We start from the raw sequence: 18412 nt of genomic DNA, 5'->3' as shown, positions 1-18412 counted from the left end.
ATGGATTTCGCTCGCTATTTTATTAAAAATCGCACCACCAGTTGGATGGTGACATTGATACTGCTCATTGGTGGTATTATGGCTTTTTTGGAGATCGGCCGTTTAGAAGATCCTCAATTTACGATCAAACAAGCCATGATCATTACGTCTTATCCGGGCGCCTCTCCTACCCAAGTTGAAGAAGAGGTCACTTATCCCCTTGAGAATGCCATTCAAGAGTTACCCTACGTAAAAAATATCCGTTCATTTTCTAGTGCTGGACTGTCTCAAATATTAGTTGAGATGAAAAGCACTTATCGCAAAGATGACTTGAGAAAAATCTGGACAGAGCTGAGGCAAAAAATCAGTGATAAACGTTCGAGCATCGCACAAGGGGCCTATGAACCTATTGTGAAAGACGATTTTGCCGACGTGTATGGCATGATGTTGGCCATCTCAGGTAAAGGCTACCAGTACGATGACGTTCGCGACTACGTCAACTATCTGAAACGCGATCTAGTATTAGTGGATGGCGTGGGTAAAGTTATGTTGCAAGGTGAGCAAAAGGAACAAGTTGTAGTAGAAATCTCGCGTACAAAAATCGCAAACCTAGGGATTAGCCCTGACCATCTCAGCGCCTTATTATCGACTCAAAACCAAGTATCAAATGCAGGTAAAGTCAAAATAGGGAGTGAATATATTCGGTTTAATCCCACGGGCGAGTTTCAATCAGTAGATGAGCTTAAAGATTTGATTATCAGCAGTACCGGTTCTAGCAAACTTATTCATTTAGGTGATGTAGCGACTATCTATCGCGATTATGCAGAGATTCCAACCAATCTTATTCGCTTTAATGGTCAAGAAGCCATGCTTTTAGGCATTTCATTTGCGGATGGGGTCAATGTGGTTGAGGTGGGGCACCGTATAGAAGCGCGTATTCAAGAACTTGATTACATGCGCCCAGTGGGTATGGAAACCAATTTTGTTTATAACCAACCGCAAGAAGTCGATAAATCTGTTCAAAGCTTTTTACTTAATTTAGTTGAAGCCATCGTCATCGTTGTTATCGTATTGCTGCTCTTTATGGGTTTACGTTCAGGTCTACTAATTGGTCTTATATTGATGATAACGGTGCTCGGCACTTTTATTTTCATGCAGCAAATGGATATTACCCTCCAGCGCATATCACTTGGGGCGCTGATTATTGCACTGGGTATGTTAGTTGATAACGCTATCGTGGTAACCGAAGGCATACTCATTGGTTTACAACGTAAATTAACCGTAGCCCAGGGTGCCTCTGCTATTGTTAAGCAAAACAAATGGCCTCTTTTAGGTGCCACTGTGATTGCCATTATTGCCTTTGCCCCAATTGGTCTTTCAAGCGATGCAACAGGTGAATTTGCCGGTAGCTTATTTTGGGTATTGCTGATTAGCTTATTACTGAGTTGGGTAACCGCTATTACTCTCACTCCCTTTTTCGCATCCCTTATGTTTACTGAAAAAGGCGAAGATGAGGAAGAAGAAGAGCTGTATCAAAGTATTATTTTTAAAGCGTTTGGTCGTTTATTAACTTTAGCCCTTGCTTGGCGTAAAACCACTGTCGTCGCTTTAGTCGCTTTATTTATCGGCTCTATCGTGAGTTTTGGACAGGTCAAACAATCATTTTTCCCCCCTTCAACAACCCCCATGTTTTTTGTTGATGTGTGGCACAAATCGGGTACTGACATTCGAGAAAATGCAAAGGTTATGGAAGAAATCGAGGCGCATTTGCTTAAAGAGCCCGGTGTAGAAGAAATAACCACAACGGTCGGCCAAGGCTTATTGCGCTTTTTACTAACTTATCAAACAGAAAAGCAATACAGCACCTATGCGCAAATGGCCATCAGAATGACTGATTTAGAAGCCTTGCAAGCAGGCTTACCTAAATTGCGAGACTATATGCAATCTGAGCACGGTGATGTGTTTTTTAAGATCAAGTTGATGGAAATTGGCCCCTCTACCGATGCTAAAATTGAAGCTCGCTTTTCAGGCCCCGACCCCGTCATATTGCGAGAGTTGTCAGAGCAAAGTAAAGCAATTCTAAGAGCGGATAAAGGCGCACTTAATATTCGCGATGATTGGCGTCAAAAAACCTCTGTCATACGACCTCAATTTAATGAAGCCAGCGCACGCCGAGTTGGGGTCAGTAAAGCCGACTTAGACGATTTATTGTTAACTAGCTTTAGTGGTAAAACCATTGGGGTATATCGAGACGGTGTTAATTTGTTACCCATCGTAACTCGTCCACCTGCGACAGAACATTTAAGCGTAGAAAACTTGCAGAGCTTACAAATTTATAGCTCAGTCGCGGGGCAGTTTATTCCTGTCACTCAAGTAGTAAGCGGCTTTGATGTGGAATGGGAAGATCCCATCGTCGCCAGACGTGACCGCAAGCGCACCATCACTGTGATGGCCGATCATGATATTTTAGGTAGTGAAACCGCGGCAAATTTATTTGCGCGGATCCAAGCCCCCATCGAAGCAATCCCGTTACCTAAGGGTTATTCGTTAGAATGGGGGGGGGAACATGAGTCATCGACTGATGCCCAAAAAGCCTTATTTGGCTCTTTACCACTGGGGTATTTGATTATGTTTATCATTACCGTACTACTCTTTAACTCAGCCCGCATTGCAGGTGTTATCTGGGCTTGCGTGCCTTTAGCGTTGATTGGCGTGAGTTACGGATTACTCTTTAGCGGCTATGCATTTAGTTTCATGGCTTTGCTTGGTATGTTGAGCCTGTCTGGCATGATCATCAAAAATGGTATCGTTTTGGTAGAGCAAATCAAGTTTGAACTTGAGCAAGGTAAAGACGCCTACAACGCGTTATTTGTAGCCACCTTAAGCCGTGTAAGGCCGGTATGTATGGCAGCTATCACCACAATACTAGGTATGATCCCCCTGCTATTCGACGACTTTTTCGGTAGCATGGCTGTGGCAATCATGTGTGGACTGGGTTTTTCTACCTTCATTACCCTCGTATTTGTACCAGTGCTGTATAGTTTGGTATTTAAAATTACTCCAGCAAAATCGTAAAGAAACGTTTTAGCCTAGCCCTTGGAGGCTGGGCTAAAACAGTTTTATTCAAGTAAAAAATTCCTCTGTTTTTCTAGCAAATCATTTTCAATATTCGTTCTGTCTTTTAGACGTACACCAGAATAATCTAAACGTTCAGACTCTTTAATTAACCACATCAAACGGCTAACCGCTGCTTGAATTTGTAGACCTTGGGGTCGAATGTTAGAGATACAGTTACGAGAAGCATCCGTTAAGCCAACTTTGGGCCTATAGGTGTAGTAGATGCCTAAACTGTCTGGAGAGCTCAAGCCTGGTCGCTCACCAATTAACAAGATAAGGAGTCGACTCCCTACTATTTCAGCTATTTCATCACCAACAGCTACTCTGGCTTGTTGAGCTAAACACACCGGGCCGTAACTCAAACCGGATTGTGTAAGGTGCTCAACAATAAGAGCCGTCACCTCAGCACTATGCTGCTGCACGGCTGTGGAAGACAGACCGTCAGCTACGACTATGGTGGCATCGTATACCAAGCCAGTCTGAATTTGTTTTTTTAGCATTGCTCGCGAAGCAAGGTTTAATTGTCGGCCTAAGTCAGGGCGTTGCAGGTAAACCTGCCGATCCGTTGCTTTACTGTGTAGGGTAATAGAGGGTAAGGCTGCCTCTGACAACTGTTGTTGGATATTTTCAAAATCGATTGGGATATTTACTGCGTCACGAGCTTGAGCATGGGCTAGCTGAAATGCCAATTGCGCTTGAGTCGTTTGACTAATACCAGTGCGGCCCAGGCCTATTCTTGCATCAGTATAGCGGCGCAAGCTGCTCCATGGATTCTCAATCGCTATTGTTTGTTTGTCTGCATGATGGTTTTTCATGGCTTATAACCTTGCCTCTAAAAATGAAAAGCCCTCTGGTAAAGATCCATTACCGACTAATAGACCTCGCGTATCAGTAATCCCCATCTTCACCAACCACGCAAGAAATTCTGGAGCAGGTTGTTTATGTAACGTTTGGCGCAGGTACAAGGCATCATGAAATGAGGTACTTTGATAATTTAACATGATGTCATCTGCACCTGGCACCCCCATAATAAAGTTAACACCAGCCACCCCCAATTGCGTAAGAAGACTGTCCATATCATCTTGATCCGCCTCAGCGTGGTTGGTGTAGCAAACATCACACCCCATTGGTAAGCCCAATAATTTGCCACAAAAATGATCTTCAAGCCCTGCTCGAATGATTTGTTTACCGTCGTACAAATATTCTGGTCCAATAAAACCGACCACAGTGTTAACCAAAAGTGGATTAAACTTGCGCGCAACAGCATAGGCTCTGGCCTCACAGGTTTGCTGATCGATGCCATGATGCGCATTAGCAGACAACGCACTTCCCTGCCCCGTTTCAAAATACATGACTTGGTTGCCGATAGTGCCGCGTTTTAACGACAATGCAGCTTGATGGGCTTCATGCAACATCGATAAGTCAATGCCAAAACTCATGTTAGCCGCTTGGGTACCCGCAATAGACTGAAAGACTAAATCCACTGGCACGCCCTTTTCAATCGCTTCAAGATGAGTGGAGACATGAGTCAACACACAGGATTGAGTTGGAATATCAAATCGTTGAATAACATCATCAACTAGGTGCATCAGACGTGTTACAGCCTGATAATTATCTGTGGCAGGATTGATACCAATTACAGCATCACCACTACCATATAATAATCCATCGAGTATGGAAGATGCGATACCGGCAGGATCATCCAATGGATGGTTAGGTTGCAAGCGAGTAGCCAAATTGCCGCGAAGCCCAAGTGTATTGCGAAACCGACTGATAACTTCTATTTTTTGCGACACCAAGATTAAATCTTGAATACGCATTATCTTTGAGACTGCCGCGACCATTTCAGGGCTTAGCCCACTGGATATCTGCTGCAAACTGCCTTGATTTGCCTCAGTAGATAAAAGCCAGTTACGAAAATCACCAACTGTCATATGGGAGACCATCGCAAAAGCCTGCACATTGTGGCCATCAATGATCAAACGGCTTACCTCATCTTGCTCATAAGGAATAAGCAAATCTTCAAGAAAACGTTTCAAAGGTACATCAGCTAAACACATCTGAGCAGCGACACGCTCTGTGGCATTTTCTGCCGCCAAGCCTGCTAAACAATCACCTGAACGCAATGGACTTGCTTTGGCAAGTAAAGTTCGAAGATCTGGAAAAACATAGCGGGTTACACCAATATTGACTTGATAAGGCATGCTGGTCCTGCTTAATTCACTACTTTGAGCTTCATTTCTAAGCAAAAGGGCCATTGATGTCAACTGAGTAAACTGCTTCTCAGTGATTTCAGGTTTAAATGAGGGATTAACAAGAGGGGTAAAACAGGTTTTTAGTCAAAAATAAAACAAACTACAGCGCGACGCTGTCGCACTGCGGTAGTATGACTAAACGGCTTCTCTGACAACAACTCGCTTAGGTTGCACTCTGTGCCCTTCTTCAAGCACTCCCACACCTAAGAAAAGCCGCGCAGTGGGTGAATAAACTCGTACCTCATCGCCAGGGTTTGCTGTGGTGTGAATATCACTCAATAAGCGTGCGGAGTTACCATTATTATAATAAATCACTTGCTCAGGGCTAAGAGTAACCTCAGCTAAACACTTAACAGCGGTGTCCATTGGTAGCAATAGCGGGTCAAGTATGTCAGCTATCGGTAAACCTTGCTCTTTGGCTTTTGAAACACATGCATCGAGCTGTTCAAAGGTCAGCATTTTATCACTAGGATAATCGGTTACTTGTGAGCGATGTAATTTGCTGACAAAGGCACCACAGCCCAGTGCTTGGCCCATATCATCGACTAAAGAGCGGATATAGGTCCCTTTACTGCAATGCACTGTCATATCAATTTCGTCGCCTTCAAAGCGCTCTACCACTAAACTATAAATAGTAATATCACGGGCTTCACGAGGAATATCAATACCTTGACGTGCGTAGGTGTAAAGCGGTTTACCTTGGTACTTTAAAGCAGAAAACATCGAAGGAACTTGTTTTATAGGGCCACGGAACAACTCACATACTTGGGCTAACTGTTCAGCAGTGACTGCAACCTCATTGGTTTCAACCACTTCACCAGCTGCATCAGACGTTGTTGTCCGTACCCCTAACTTAGCCGTCACTTGATAGGTTTTATCAGTATCGAGTAAAAACTGTGAAAACTTCGTTGCTTCGCCCAAGCATATTGGCAACATACCTGTGGCGAGAGGGTCAAGCGCCCCCGTGTGACCAGCCTTGGCAGCACCGAATGCCCATTTGACCTTTTGCATGGCTTGGTTAGACGAGATATCCAGCGGTTTATTTAACAGTAAAATACCGTCGACCAACCTACCCTTACGTTTTCTGGCCAAGTGTTATTCCTCGCTTGGCTTATCAGATTCTTGTTCATCTGGCGTGCGGCCAGCTAAACGGGCACGTTCGGCATCTTTGTTGCGGGTTTCACTGACTAGGTTAGCAATTCGGATCCCTTCAGTTAATGAGCCATCGCGCAAAAACTTTAAGGCGGGAACCGCACGCATGCGCATACGACTAGCAAGTAAGGTCCGAATATAACCTTTATTTTCTTGTAAAATGTTGAGGTATTCTTCCATCAATTCTTCATCATTTTCAAAAAAGGTCACGTAAATCTTGGTGTAGGCCAAATCACGAGATACTTCTACAGATGAAACCGTCACCATGCCTAAGCGAGGATCGCGGTTTTTAAATTCATTCTGCAATATGCTGGCGATTTCTTTGTGAATTTGCTGACCAACACGATCAGTGCGGGAAAATTCTCTTGCCATCTTAATGTCTCCTAACACCATTGAGGTGTTTAGTATGTTACTAAAACGGAGGCCTAAGCCTCCGTTTATATTTACTCTCGAACCAAAGCTAGTTTTTGAGAGTGACTATCTCATTATAGTTCGCGCTTAACTTCTACAATTTCAAAGACTTCGATCTGATCGCCAGCTCTAACATCGTTGTAGTTTTTCACGCCGATACCACATTCCATGCCGTTACGCACATCTTGTACATCGTCTTTAAAGCGACGTAATGACTCAAGCTCACCTTCATAAATAACCACGTTATCACGCAATACGCGAATTGGATTACTACGTTTAACCGAGCCTTCAATTACCATACAACCAGCGATTGCGCCCAATTTTGGAGACTTAAATACATCACGAACTTCAGCCAAACCGATAATTTGCTGTTTGAATTCAGGGGCTAACATACCCGTCATCGCAAACTTAACTTCATCGATTAGATTATAAATAATGCTGTAGTAACGTAAGTCAATTTCTTCAGCTTCAATGATACGACGAGCTGTAGCATCCGCACGAACGTTAAAGCCGATAACAATCGCACCTGAAGCATTCGCTAAACTCGCGTCTGTTTCAGTAATACCGCCTACTCCGCTACCGACAATATTCACTTTAACTTCATCAGTAGACAAACGCATCAATGACTCAGCGATTGCTTCAACAGAGCCTTGAACGTCAGCTTTAAGTACCACATTCAATTCACTAAACTTACCCGCTTCCATATTGGCAAACATGTTTTCCAATTTAGATTTTTGTTGCTTAGCCAGTTTAAGCTCACGCTGTTTCATATTACGTTTAGAGGCCACTTCACGAGCTTTTCGCTCGTCTTGCACGACTAAAGCTTCTTCTCCGGCAAGTGGAACTCCTGATAAACCTAGTACTTCAACCGGAGTAGAAGGACCAGCAACATTAACTTGTTTACCATTTTCATCACGCATTGCTTTAACGCGACCGTATTCAATACCACATAGTAAGATATCGCCGGCTTTTAATTGCCCATGTTGAACAAGTACAGAAGCAACTGGGCCACGTCCTTTATCTAAACGAGATTCAATAACAATCCCTTTAGCTGGACCAAACGGTGCCGCTTTTAAATCTAACATTTCAGCTTGAACAATAATTGCGTCAAGTAAATCATCGATGCCCATACCAGTTTTAGCCGATACGTACAGGAATTGGTTTTCACCACCCCATTCTTCAGAGATAACTTCAAGTTGTGACAACTCTTGTTTTACTCTGTCAACATCAACCGAATCTTTGTCCATTTTGTTAACAGCAACGATTAACGGAACGCCAGCCGCTTTCGCATGCTGAATTGCTTCTTTGGTCTGTGGCATTACGCCATCGTCAGCAGCAACAACCAAGACAACGATATCAGTTGCTGTCGCACCACGAGCACGCATTGCGGTAAACGCAGCGTGGCCAGGGGTATCTAAAAATGCGATACGGCCTTTGTCAGTTTCAACACTGTAAGCACCGATGTGCTGAGTAATACCACCCGCTTCACCATCTGCCACTTTGGCACGACGGATATAATCCAGTAATGAGGTTTTACCATGGTCAACGTGACCCATAATAGTAACAACCGGCGCTCTTGTTTCTTCTGCGTGTTGTTCATTGTCTGCCAACAACTCATCTTCAAGCGCGTTATCGTTAACTAATTCATACTTATGGCCCATTTCTTCAACCACTAATACCGCGGTCTCTTGATCAAGGACATGGTTAATCGTAACCATTTCACCCATTTTCATTAAGGTTTTAATGACTTCAGTGGCTTTAACAGCCATCTTACCCGCTAGTTCACTAACGGTAATACTTTCACCAATTCGCACACTTCGCTCCACTGGTTGAGCCGGTTTATTAAAAGCGTGTTTCAAATCAGAACCGGCATTTTTCTTAGACTTTTTACGTCGTTTAGAATTACGCTCAGATTTAATATCGTCAGCATCTTCTGCTTCTTGTGCATAACGATTTGAGTGCAAATGCACTTCTTCAGTTTCTTGCTTCTTACGTCGCTCTTCTTCTTCTTTCCAGCGACGAGAATTTTCTTCTGCTAATTTTTTAGCTTCTTCAGCAGCGCGTTTCGCATCTTCTTCAAGTTTACGTTGGGCTTCTTCTTCTTGCGCCTTACGGATTTTTTCTGCATCTGCACGTGCTTTATCTTGCTCAGCTTTTTCAGCAGGACTTAATGCTGACTCTTCTGCTTGTCGAGCTTCCGCTTCTTTTTTACTTTTCTCAGCACGAGCAATGCGTTCAGCATCTGCTTTCGCTTTGGCTTCTGCCGCTTTTTGCGCTTTTTCTTCTGCTTCTTTTTTAGCTTGCTCTGCCGCTTCTTGCTCAGCTTTTAACTTAGCTTCTTGTTCAGCAGCTAAACGCTTTGCTTCTTCTTCTGCAAGCACTTGTTCTTCTAAGTCAGTACGTTTAACGTAGGTACGTTTTTTACGTACTTCTACAGTGACGGCTTTAGACTTACCAACACTCAAGGTGCTGGTGGTTTTACGTTGCAAAGTCATACGACTTGGTGCACCAGAACCAAACCCACCATGTTGCTTACTTAAAAAATCAAGTAATTGGCGTTTTTCTTCTTCTGTTACATTTGCACCAGCGCTTTTTTGGATGCCTGCACTGTTAAACTGCGTAATTAATCGGTCTACCGAAGTGCCTATATCGGTGGCGAGTTTTTCTATGGATACGTCTGCCATAATGGTATTCCTCCTGGTGACCTATTCTTCATTAAACCAAACGATATTTCTGGCAGCCATAATTAGCTCACCGGCTTTTTCTTCGTTTAATTCTTCTATATCTGCTATCTCGTCAACACCCTGCTCGGCTAAACTTTCGAGATCGGTAATGCCGCGACTGGCAAGTAAATACGCTACGTGCCTGTCCATTCCGGCCAAGTTAAGTAACTCTTCTTTTGGCTCTGCAGCTTCAAGGGTTTCTTCGTTTGCTAATGCTCGGGTGGTTAAGGTTGCACGCGCTCGACTGCGCAATTCTTCGACCATATCCTCGTCTAGACCTTCAATGTCTAATAATTCGTTGATAGGTACATAAGCAATTTCTTCTAAGGTGGTAAAACCTTCATCTACCAGAATGCTGGCAAAATCTTCATCGATGTCTAAACCTGCCGTAAAGACAGCCAGTACCTTGGCGTTTTCTTCCGCATGTTTAGCATTCAAATCCTCAACCGTCATAACGTTGAGTTCCCAGCCAGTCAATTGACTTGCTAAACGCACGTTCTGGCCACTACGACCAATAGCTTGCGCCAAGTTATCAGACTGCACAGCAACATCCATAGCGTGTCTGTCTTCATCGACTACAATTGATGCCACTTCTGCTGGGGCCATTGCATTGATAACGAATTGAGCGGGGTTGTCATCCCACAAAACGATATCAACACGCTCGCCGTTTAACTCACCTGATACGGCTTGTACTCGTGAACCACGCATACCCACACACGCACCGACTGGGTCAAGGCGCTTATCATTGGTTTTAACGGCGATTTTTGCACGCGAACCCGGATCACGAGCTGCGGCTTTAATTTCTAGCGTTTCTTCGGCAATTTCTGGCACTTCAATACGGAACAATTCAACCAACATGTCAGGGTGCGTACGGCTGATAAACAACTGAGCGCCTCGTGCTTCTGGACGAATTACATACAATAAACCGCGTACACGGTCGCCTGGACGGAACGTTTCACGCGGTAACATATCGTCACGATATATTACGCCTTCAGCATTGTTTCCTAGGTCAACCACGATATTATCGCGATTCACTTTTTTAACCGTGCCAGTCACTAACTCACCAACACGCTCTTCGTATTCTGCAATAACTTGATTACGCTCTGCTTCACGTACTTTTTGTACGATAACTTGCTTAGCCGTTTGGGTCGTAATTCGGTCAAAGGTAATTGACTCAATTTGTTCTTCAACAAAATCACCTAATTGAATTTCAGGCTCATCAATCTGAGCCGCAGAAATTGACATCTCTGCCATAGGGTTTTCTTGTTTATGATCGTCTTCAACGACTAACCAACGACGGAAAGTATCAAAATCCCCTGTGTCGCGATTGATATTGACGCGAACTTCGATATGGCCTTCATTTTTCTTTTTGGTAGCACTTGCGATAGCAAATTCTAACGCTTCGAAGATTTTTTCACGTGGTACTTGTTTTTCATTAGATACGGCTTCAGCCACTAATAGAATTTCTTTATTCATTGTTGCCTCACTGATTATGTTCTTACCAGAGCATGCCTTATCACCTGCTTATTTATAAGTAGGGACAAGGTTTCCTTTCTCAATATTCACAATAGCCAACACAAAGGTTTGGTTATCAACTTGTACGGTTAAATTGCCATTTTCACAGGCAAGAAGCTTACCTTTAAAGTTACGTCTGTCGTTCAATGGCATCCGTAAACGCACTGACACGACTTCACCCACGCAACTTACATAATGCTGTTCTTTGAATAATGGACGATCCATGCCTGGTGATGACACTTCTAGGTTATATTCAACGCTGATTGGATCTTCTACATCTAATACCGCGCTGACCTGATGGCTCACATCAGCACAATTTTCTACCGTGATACCATCTGGATGATCGATATAAACACGTAGAGTAGAATGTTTACCGGCACGAACAAATTCGATACCAACCAATTCGAAGTTTAATGCTTCAACTGGTGCGACTAACATGTCAGTTAATTTTTTTTCAAGCTGTGACAAATTTTTGCTCCAAAAACAAAAAAAGGGCTAATGCCCAGAGTATGTTTACAAATTACGACAAAACGGATAACAAAAAGCCCCTAACAAACGGGGCTATTTGGTTCTGGACCCTAATCCACTTATTTCACTAAAATGTAAAACAATGTGCATTTTAGGCAGTGGTTGCAGAAGTGTTAGGTCGTTGTATGTGAAGCGATTGCTACAGTAAAACTCGTTAATCTTCCGCCTTTTTGCGAAACGTTACTATCCAAATCAGAGGGAGCCCGTCTCAAAAGATGGCCGCATTATATAGAGTAAAACAGCTATTAGCAACTGCTGAAATAGGCAAAAGCCTTTTCTTAGGCAGGCTCTTTACGCCCTTAACGGTTTAACTTATTTAATAACACGGCGCGTAGTTTTCTGGCGCTATTTTCATCAATGGCATCTAGCATACCCCGAGCATGCGCCGGGATATGCTCCTGCTCTGCGGGCCTAAAAACATAGTGGTCAAAAAGATGCCGCCACGCTTCTCGTTGCTCAAGGGGTAAAGATTTTATTGCCAACATAGCATGGTTTAATGCATCACTTGGTACACCCACATAATTAGGCACTTGGCGCCACCAATAATTAACTAAAATATTAAAATCAGACAGCGCTTCTACGTGATGCCACCACATACTAGGGATAAAAATCCCATCGCCTGCTTCAAGTTCTGCAACCAATGCATGCTCTAGGGCCGTTTTGAACTTAGGAAAACGTATAAAATCTGGCTGATGAAAATCCACCAAGCTCGCCGGTTGCCCAGCGGGGGTAAAATCCAATGGTCCAATATAAAGATTATCCAACTGCTCAGGCCCAAATAAGGTAAAGCGTCGCTTACCTGCTGCCACGCACGCCACGTTATCAGTCACATCATAATGTGCGGCAATACGTGATTGATTACCGACCCAAATACTCACTAAGGGTTTATCTGACAGTTGCGGTATATCGTTTTGAGCATCACGCAGACCAGGTAATATCTGATCAACCGATGTCGAACCGACATAAAACCCTTTGCGCTGGCTTGGCTCATCTGCAATCAAAGCATCCAGCAAATCCCTGAAATTCATCTGCTGACGGGCAAAATTAAAACCCGTTAAGTCTTCATTATAAAAAAAACGCCCTTTTTCTTTGGCATCAGCAACCATGGCAAACACGGGTTTATCATTATAAAAGCGGCGTAGATAGTTGGCGGAATCTACAATCGAAGACTGACTGTGTTGCACTAAGGGCCATGCTTTAACTAACCCTTTTAAAATAACAGGTTCAGTCGCCCTTAATATGGATTCTGAAAGTGCCGAGTAATCCTCACAAACGATGCTTTTAACGGAGTCTAAGGCGCTATACATCAGTTGATGATATTTGCTTATTTTTTAATTCAATTAAATGGGACATGGCTGCCATTGACGCCATTACCATATAGATATGCTGCATGTAGCCTCTTTGATAAAGACTGTACACGGCATCTGCGGCCAAGCTTGTAAGTTTTTCTTCATTAATGCTGTATAAACTACTTAATTCATTATTTGAGCCGTCTTGCAACTTCACCTTGATCGACACCGATTCTATCAGCTCATAGTGTAACAAGGTGTCTATAAAGGCTCTGGTTTCAGTATCGCCTTGATGTATAGCATTGAGGACAGAGCTCACTTGCTGTAAGTAGTGGCTTTGGCCGCCTTGCTCTAAAAACACCGCCTCACCTTCTGACTCACTTATTCGTGGACTATCCATGTCGATATGCACCACCGCCTTGGGCTCACCTTGCGATTCTTGACTGCCAGGCTCAAAGCCAATTAAAAAAGGACGGCGCTGGATAGCCAGTGGAATGTAATTCGCATGCCACCCGTGGTCATCTAAAAACAAGTTTTCTTCTACAGCAAAACCAAACAAAGCGATGGCTTCGAATTGGCCTGTTTCACTATTTTTACGAAACAATATCGGATAATCACCTTGGGCATGCCTAAACTCGGAGGTAAATAAACGGCTGTAACTGGTGGTATCACCAAAATTTGGATGATGGTGAGTCAGTACTCTTAAGTTTTTGTGAGTGATGTTATCGAGCTGTTGATGATTAGGCATGAAGTATCCAACTATTAATTATTGTATTTAATCCGTACAAAAAACTAAATTTTTTGCAGACCAAATTGACGAATTTTATTGATTAGGTCTCTGTTTGTAGGCAAGCCTGCCAGTAATTTTTGCGCCATTTCGCTGTTTTTACGAAACTGCATATCGGCCAACTGAGCGTTTTCGGACCGTCTTTGCGTTGCTCTTTTTTGTGTTTCAAAACCCATTCCATAGAGTACATATTGGTAACTAGCAGAGGGAAATATTTCATCTACTTGAGTAAAGTCTTGGTGCCAAGGTGATTCATGACGCCACAACGTTAAGAGTTCTTGCAATCCTTCAGGGATAGTCTCTGGACGGCAATTATCAATCCAATACTGACTGTCTGTGCGTTTAGTTAATACATAGTGCAGTTTTAAAAAATCAATGATTCTATCCCAGCGATACAGAAACTTTTCATTAAAACGTTTTGCTACGATATTCATCACACCGCGTGTTGCTGGTAATTGCTCGCTGATCATCGCTGCGGACAACTCAACCAACACTAAAGCTGATGCTTCTAAAGGCTCTAAAAATCCGGCCGCCAAGCCTACTGCTACACAATTATTTTTCCAAAACACCTGACGATGGCCAGGATTAATATCCAGTTGACGAATTTTTAGCTCATCAGCGATATCAGGACGACTCAAGCGTAAATAGTCGCGCAACTCAACTTCGGCTTTTTCAACTGTGGTATGTTTACTTGAAAACACATGACCCACGCCTCGGCGAGAAGGCAACCCAATATCCCATATCCAACCACTCGACTGACCGGTTGAAATGGTATGAGAGGCAATGGCGCTTTGCTCATCAGTATAAGGCACATGACATGCTAGCGCGGTATCATTAAATAAAATATGCTTTTTACTGATAAAAGGCACATTGTAATGTTTACCAATAAGCAATGCGTGAAAACCACTGCAATCGATAAATAAATCACCACTAATATCGCCATTTTGTTTGGTGCTCACCGACGCAATATCACCATTTTCATGGCTATTTACCCCAGTGACATGATCAAGAAAATGTTTAACACCTAATTTTTGTGTGCAATGTTTTTGCAGAAAATGCGAAAACTTGCCCGCATCTAAATGATAAGCATAGTTCGCTACATGAGCATACTCGGGGGTGGTATTTTGTTTAGGAGCAAGACCGCGCTCACATAAATAACCTTGAAAACTGACCGCATCAGCAAAAGAAACTTTGTCAGCGTGTTGCTGCCAAAACGGCACTAAATTTATATCGCTATAACCTTGCGGCAAAACTAAAGGATGATAATACGCGTCGTTTTCAGCGCCTGTTACCCACTTGGCAAATTTTGCCCCTTGCTTAAAAGAAGCATCACATTCGCGAAAAAATTCCGTTTCACTGATGCCCATCTTTTTCAGTGTGCCTCGCATAGTCGGCCACGTCCCTTCGCCCACACCAACAGGATTAACATCGGGAGACTCAATCAATCTGACTTCTATACCCTGCTCGCTATTAGCTAAATGCTCTGCAGCAATCACACCTGCGGTTAACCATCCCGCAGTGCCGCCACCAATTATAGTAATGACGCGAATAGAATTATCGACCACGTGTATCACCCTCATTTGTACGTTTTGACAGCAATAAATACGACTCTAGGCGCTAAAAAGTTTGTTTAATATAGCACGCTTATTTAAAGTGAAAAGCCGCTAAATTAGCGGCTTTACTCCGTATATAGATACTAATTAAAAAGTATAACGCGCACCTAATGTATAACGTGGTCCATATTGGCGAGCAAACAAGAACTGCTCTTCATAACGACCATAACCTTGTTCGGTCTCGTTGGTAATGTTTAAACCTTCAAAGAACACGGTCAGATTATCATTCACGTCATAGTTCACACTCATGTCAGTTTGTGCGTATTCTTTGCCAAACTGCGGTGGATTTTCTGCCGAACCTTGTTCTTGACCAATACCGATTAGGTAATTGTCACGCCAGGCGTAAGTGACTTTGACCGATAAACCGTCCTTCTCATAAAACAATTGGAAGTTCGCAGAATCACTCAAACCTTCAAGGGGAGATTGTCTTTCAAAACTGTCTACGTCAAATTTAACGTCACCGTCAACCAAGGTTGCGTTTACGCCCGCACCAAAGCCTGATTCACCAAAAAAGTGTTGTACGGCAAATTCTATTCCGTCTACCTTTTTAGTATCGCCATTAGTGGGTTGTGTGACTAGCCACTCAACTAAAGGATCGTCATTGTTTTGGAATACGATAACGTTACCGGTTAGTTCATCAAATTCACCACCGCCATTGGCGATGATTTGCGTCCAGATATCACCATCAGCTGGTACAAAACTTTGATCCCCTGCAGCGTCTTTCAAGTCTTGAATTGCTGCCGTTGCACGAGGGCCTATTAAAGGATCGCGCAATCCGTCCACAGTAATAGTACTGGTGGTGCGGGTAATAAAGTTTTTCACACTTTTACGGAAATACCCCAACGATACATAGCTGGCTTCGCCGTAATAGTACTCGAATGTTAAATCTATATTTGACGATTCAAACGGCAATAAGCTGGGGTTACCCGAACTACCATTACGGCTGCCCGGTTTTGGACTACCAGACAGTGAACGTGAGCCTAATAAGTCACCTAATGGAGCACGAGCGATAGTTTTACCCACCGAGAAACGTCCGTATAAATCCTCCATTAATTCAATTTTAAGATCTAAATTAGGCAAGGTAACGTTGTAATCACCGGTGCCCTCTAAGAAGTTTTGATCGCCTGTTTTGTAGCGTGTTTGCCACTCTGTGGGGTTTGACCATACGATGTAATCTTCTACGTTTTGCAATACGTTACTCACCACATCACTTTTTTCGTAGCGCAAGCCAACATTGACATCAACTGGCATATCGGCCAATTCAAAATACATGGATGCAGACACGTAAGCACTTGATGTTTTCTCTTCTACATCACTGGTGTTATACACACCAAAATCTGGATTGAGTGGGTCAAGTGGGAAGTTATCAAAATACGCTGCCATACGAGCAACGGCTTCAGCATAATCAAAACTGTAATAATAATTAGTACTTAAATTACTGCCTCCACCGGCAAGGGCATCTAACAAATCCCCAGTGTCTTGACGGGTAAACATGCTGTCAGGAAAAACAGCCATGTTGCCGTTGTAGCCGTTTGGCCCAACGTTACCATTGTTCGCGCTGTATCCACCAAAGGTTTGTTTAGTATGCGCCAAACCTACTTTTACATTAGTTAAGAAGCTATCATCAGGGTTAACCCATTCTGAGTGCAACTGTGCTTGCTTAACCGTTGACTCACCTTGACCACGACCGAACTGTGCAAATAATGGGTCAAAATCACCTGGCGAAGCTTCAGCAGCACCATCAGGCCACGTCATAGTAAACTGAGGCACTTCTCCAGTGGTGTAATCATAGGTTTTATCAACGATATTATTGGGAGCAAGAATCACATTACCAGCATGGCGACTACCTTTATCTGCGCCGTTATCTGAAGCATTACTGGAATCGTGGTAATCAAACTCAATATTGATATCACTAGTTAATTGCCATTCAAAATTAAAGCCGATGGACTCTGCCTCTACTAAAGTGGTGCTTCTATTGGCTGAATGAGCGAAATCGTTAGCGGTTTCAGTAAAGTTAACCGCGGTTCCATTTTCATCTAGCTGGTAAGAGGTAATGTTACCGCCAAAGTTAAACCACACACCAAAGCCACGACCATCCACTGAGGTTTCCGCTTCAGAGCGCACGTAATCTAAAGTGAAGGTCATGTCGTCACGCGGGGCATATTGTAGTGTTAACTGACCGTTTAAACGTGAACGTTCTACATCATTAATATTGTAAGAAATTTGACGAGGAAAGTAGGTATGCCCTACTTTTTCGCCATCAGCATCTGTAGCCCGCAAATCTATTGCGTCATCACCAGTAGCATTGCCTAAACCTTGGTCGGCTTGCCAGCCAGGAATGTTAGCACTTTGTTGTTGAAAATCACGTTGCTGCATAGATAGCGACAAGGCAACACCAAAGGTATTGTCGGCAAAGGTATTGCTGTACAAAGCAGCGATTTGTGGCGTGACCTCATCACCTGCAACCGTAGACGTATCATAAATGCCCTTACCCGATACGGAATATTTTAGGCCCGGCGAATTAAGGGGTTTTGCCGTAACAATATTTACCGTTGCACCTAAACCACCGCTTGGGTTTTCAGCTCGTGCAGTTTTCACTACTTCTAAAGCACTGACGCCTTCTGAAGCTAAGTTTTCCAAACTGTAAGAACGCGTATATCCCGTTCCTGGCATTTGACGGCCGTTTAGGGTGACTAAGTTTTTGTCAGGACCAAAACCACGCACGGTTATTTGGCTACCTTCCCCATTTGAACGGCTTACAGTAACACCGGTAATGCGCTGCAACGATTCGGCTAAGTTAGTGTCAGGAAATTTACCCATGTCCTCAGCTGAAATCGCGTCGACAACACCACTGGCTTCGCGTTTAATGTCCATGGAACGGGCTAAACTGCCGCGTATCCCTTTAACTTGGATCACTTCAACGTCATCTGCTGGCGCTTCTTCTTGCGCGAAAACCGGCAGGGTCATCGCAGTACCTAACAACATCGCAATAGAAGCGGCTAGGCGTTTTTTATTAAATGTTTGTTGATTCATAATCGACCTA

12 protein-coding genes are annotated in these 18412 nt (G+C 43.4%); 1 reads left to right on the top strand and 11 read right to left on the bottom strand.

All coding sequences use genetic code 11. From position 1 onward, the window contains the following. On the top strand, window positions 1-3054 hold the full coding sequence (locus ACEN2L_RS09330) for an efflux RND transporter permease subunit (protein WP_441743397.1): 3054 nt from the start codon (window positions 1-3) through the stop codon (window positions 3052-3054). Between the two features lie 44 nt (window positions 3055-3098). Here ACEN2L_RS09330 and eutC read toward each other — a convergent pair whose 3' ends face one another. The 11 genes from eutC to ACEN2L_RS09275 form a co-directional block, all read right to left on the bottom strand. Next, window positions 3099-3911, bottom strand: coding sequence for an ethanolamine ammonia-lyase subunit EutC (gene eutC / locus ACEN2L_RS09325; RefSeq protein ID WP_441743396.1), 813 nt, complete (start codon window positions 3909-3911; stop codon window positions 3099-3101). A gap of 3 nt (window positions 3912-3914) precedes the next feature. Further along, entirely contained in the window at window positions 3915-5300 is a 1386-nt protein-coding gene (locus tag ACEN2L_RS09320; RefSeq protein ID WP_441743395.1) for an ethanolamine ammonia-lyase subunit EutB, read from the bottom strand. 186 nt (window positions 5301-5486) lie between these two features. After that, window positions 5487-6443, bottom strand: coding sequence for a tRNA pseudouridine(55) synthase TruB (gene truB / locus ACEN2L_RS09315; RefSeq protein ID WP_441743394.1), 957 nt, complete (start codon window positions 6441-6443; stop codon window positions 5487-5489). Between the two features lie 3 nt (window positions 6444-6446). Then, window positions 6447-6875 (bottom strand): 30S ribosome-binding factor RbfA, encoded by a 429-nt coding sequence (gene rbfA / locus ACEN2L_RS09310; protein WP_306023481.1) that lies wholly within the window; start codon window positions 6873-6875, stop codon window positions 6447-6449. 113 nt (window positions 6876-6988) lie between these two features. Continuing rightward, window positions 6989-9598 (bottom strand): translation initiation factor IF-2, encoded by a 2610-nt coding sequence (infB, locus tag ACEN2L_RS09305; RefSeq protein ID WP_441743393.1) that lies wholly within the window; start codon window positions 9596-9598, stop codon window positions 6989-6991. Between the two features lie 21 nt (window positions 9599-9619). Then, window positions 9620-11113, bottom strand: coding sequence for a transcription termination factor NusA (gene nusA / locus ACEN2L_RS09300; RefSeq protein ID WP_306023483.1), 1494 nt, complete (start codon window positions 11111-11113; stop codon window positions 9620-9622). A 48-nt stretch (window positions 11114-11161) separates the two neighbouring features. Further along, window positions 11162-11620 carry a ribosome maturation factor RimP gene (rimP, locus tag ACEN2L_RS09295; protein WP_306023484.1) on the bottom strand — a complete coding sequence of 153 codons (459 nt, stop codon included), beginning with the start codon at window positions 11618-11620 and terminating at the stop codon, window positions 11162-11164. Between the two features lie 359 nt (window positions 11621-11979). After that, a complete protein-coding gene (locus tag ACEN2L_RS09290; RefSeq protein ID WP_441743392.1) occupies window positions 11980-12987 on the bottom strand; it encodes a cupin-like domain-containing protein in 1008 nt (335 codons plus the stop codon). Further along, window positions 12980-13717: a SapC family protein gene (locus ACEN2L_RS09285; protein WP_441743391.1), complete on the bottom strand. Its 738-nt coding sequence runs from the start codon at window positions 13715-13717 to the stop codon at window positions 12980-12982. Before ACEN2L_RS09285 ends, ACEN2L_RS09290 begins: the two co-directional genes overlap by 8 nt. A gap of 44 nt (window positions 13718-13761) precedes the next feature. Then, the gene (locus tag ACEN2L_RS09280; RefSeq protein ID WP_441743390.1) at window positions 13762-15321 is read right to left on the bottom strand and encodes a tryptophan halogenase family protein; all 1560 of its coding nucleotides are present in this window, start codon (window positions 15319-15321) and stop codon (window positions 13762-13764) included. A 135-nt stretch (window positions 15322-15456) separates the two neighbouring features. Further along, a complete protein-coding gene (locus tag ACEN2L_RS09275; RefSeq protein WP_441743389.1) occupies window positions 15457-18402 on the bottom strand; it encodes a TonB-dependent receptor in 2946 nt (981 codons plus the stop codon). Window positions 18403-18412 lie beyond the last annotated feature (10 nt).

Source organism: Flavobacterium sp. W21_SRS_FM6, from assembly GCF_052119645.1.
In the GTDB taxonomy this organism is placed as follows: Bacteria; Pseudomonadota; Gammaproteobacteria; order Enterobacterales; family Alteromonadaceae; genus Paraglaciecola.
The sequence above is the reverse complement of the archived record's forward strand: the minus strand, read 5'-3'. Positions and strand labels throughout refer to the sequence as shown.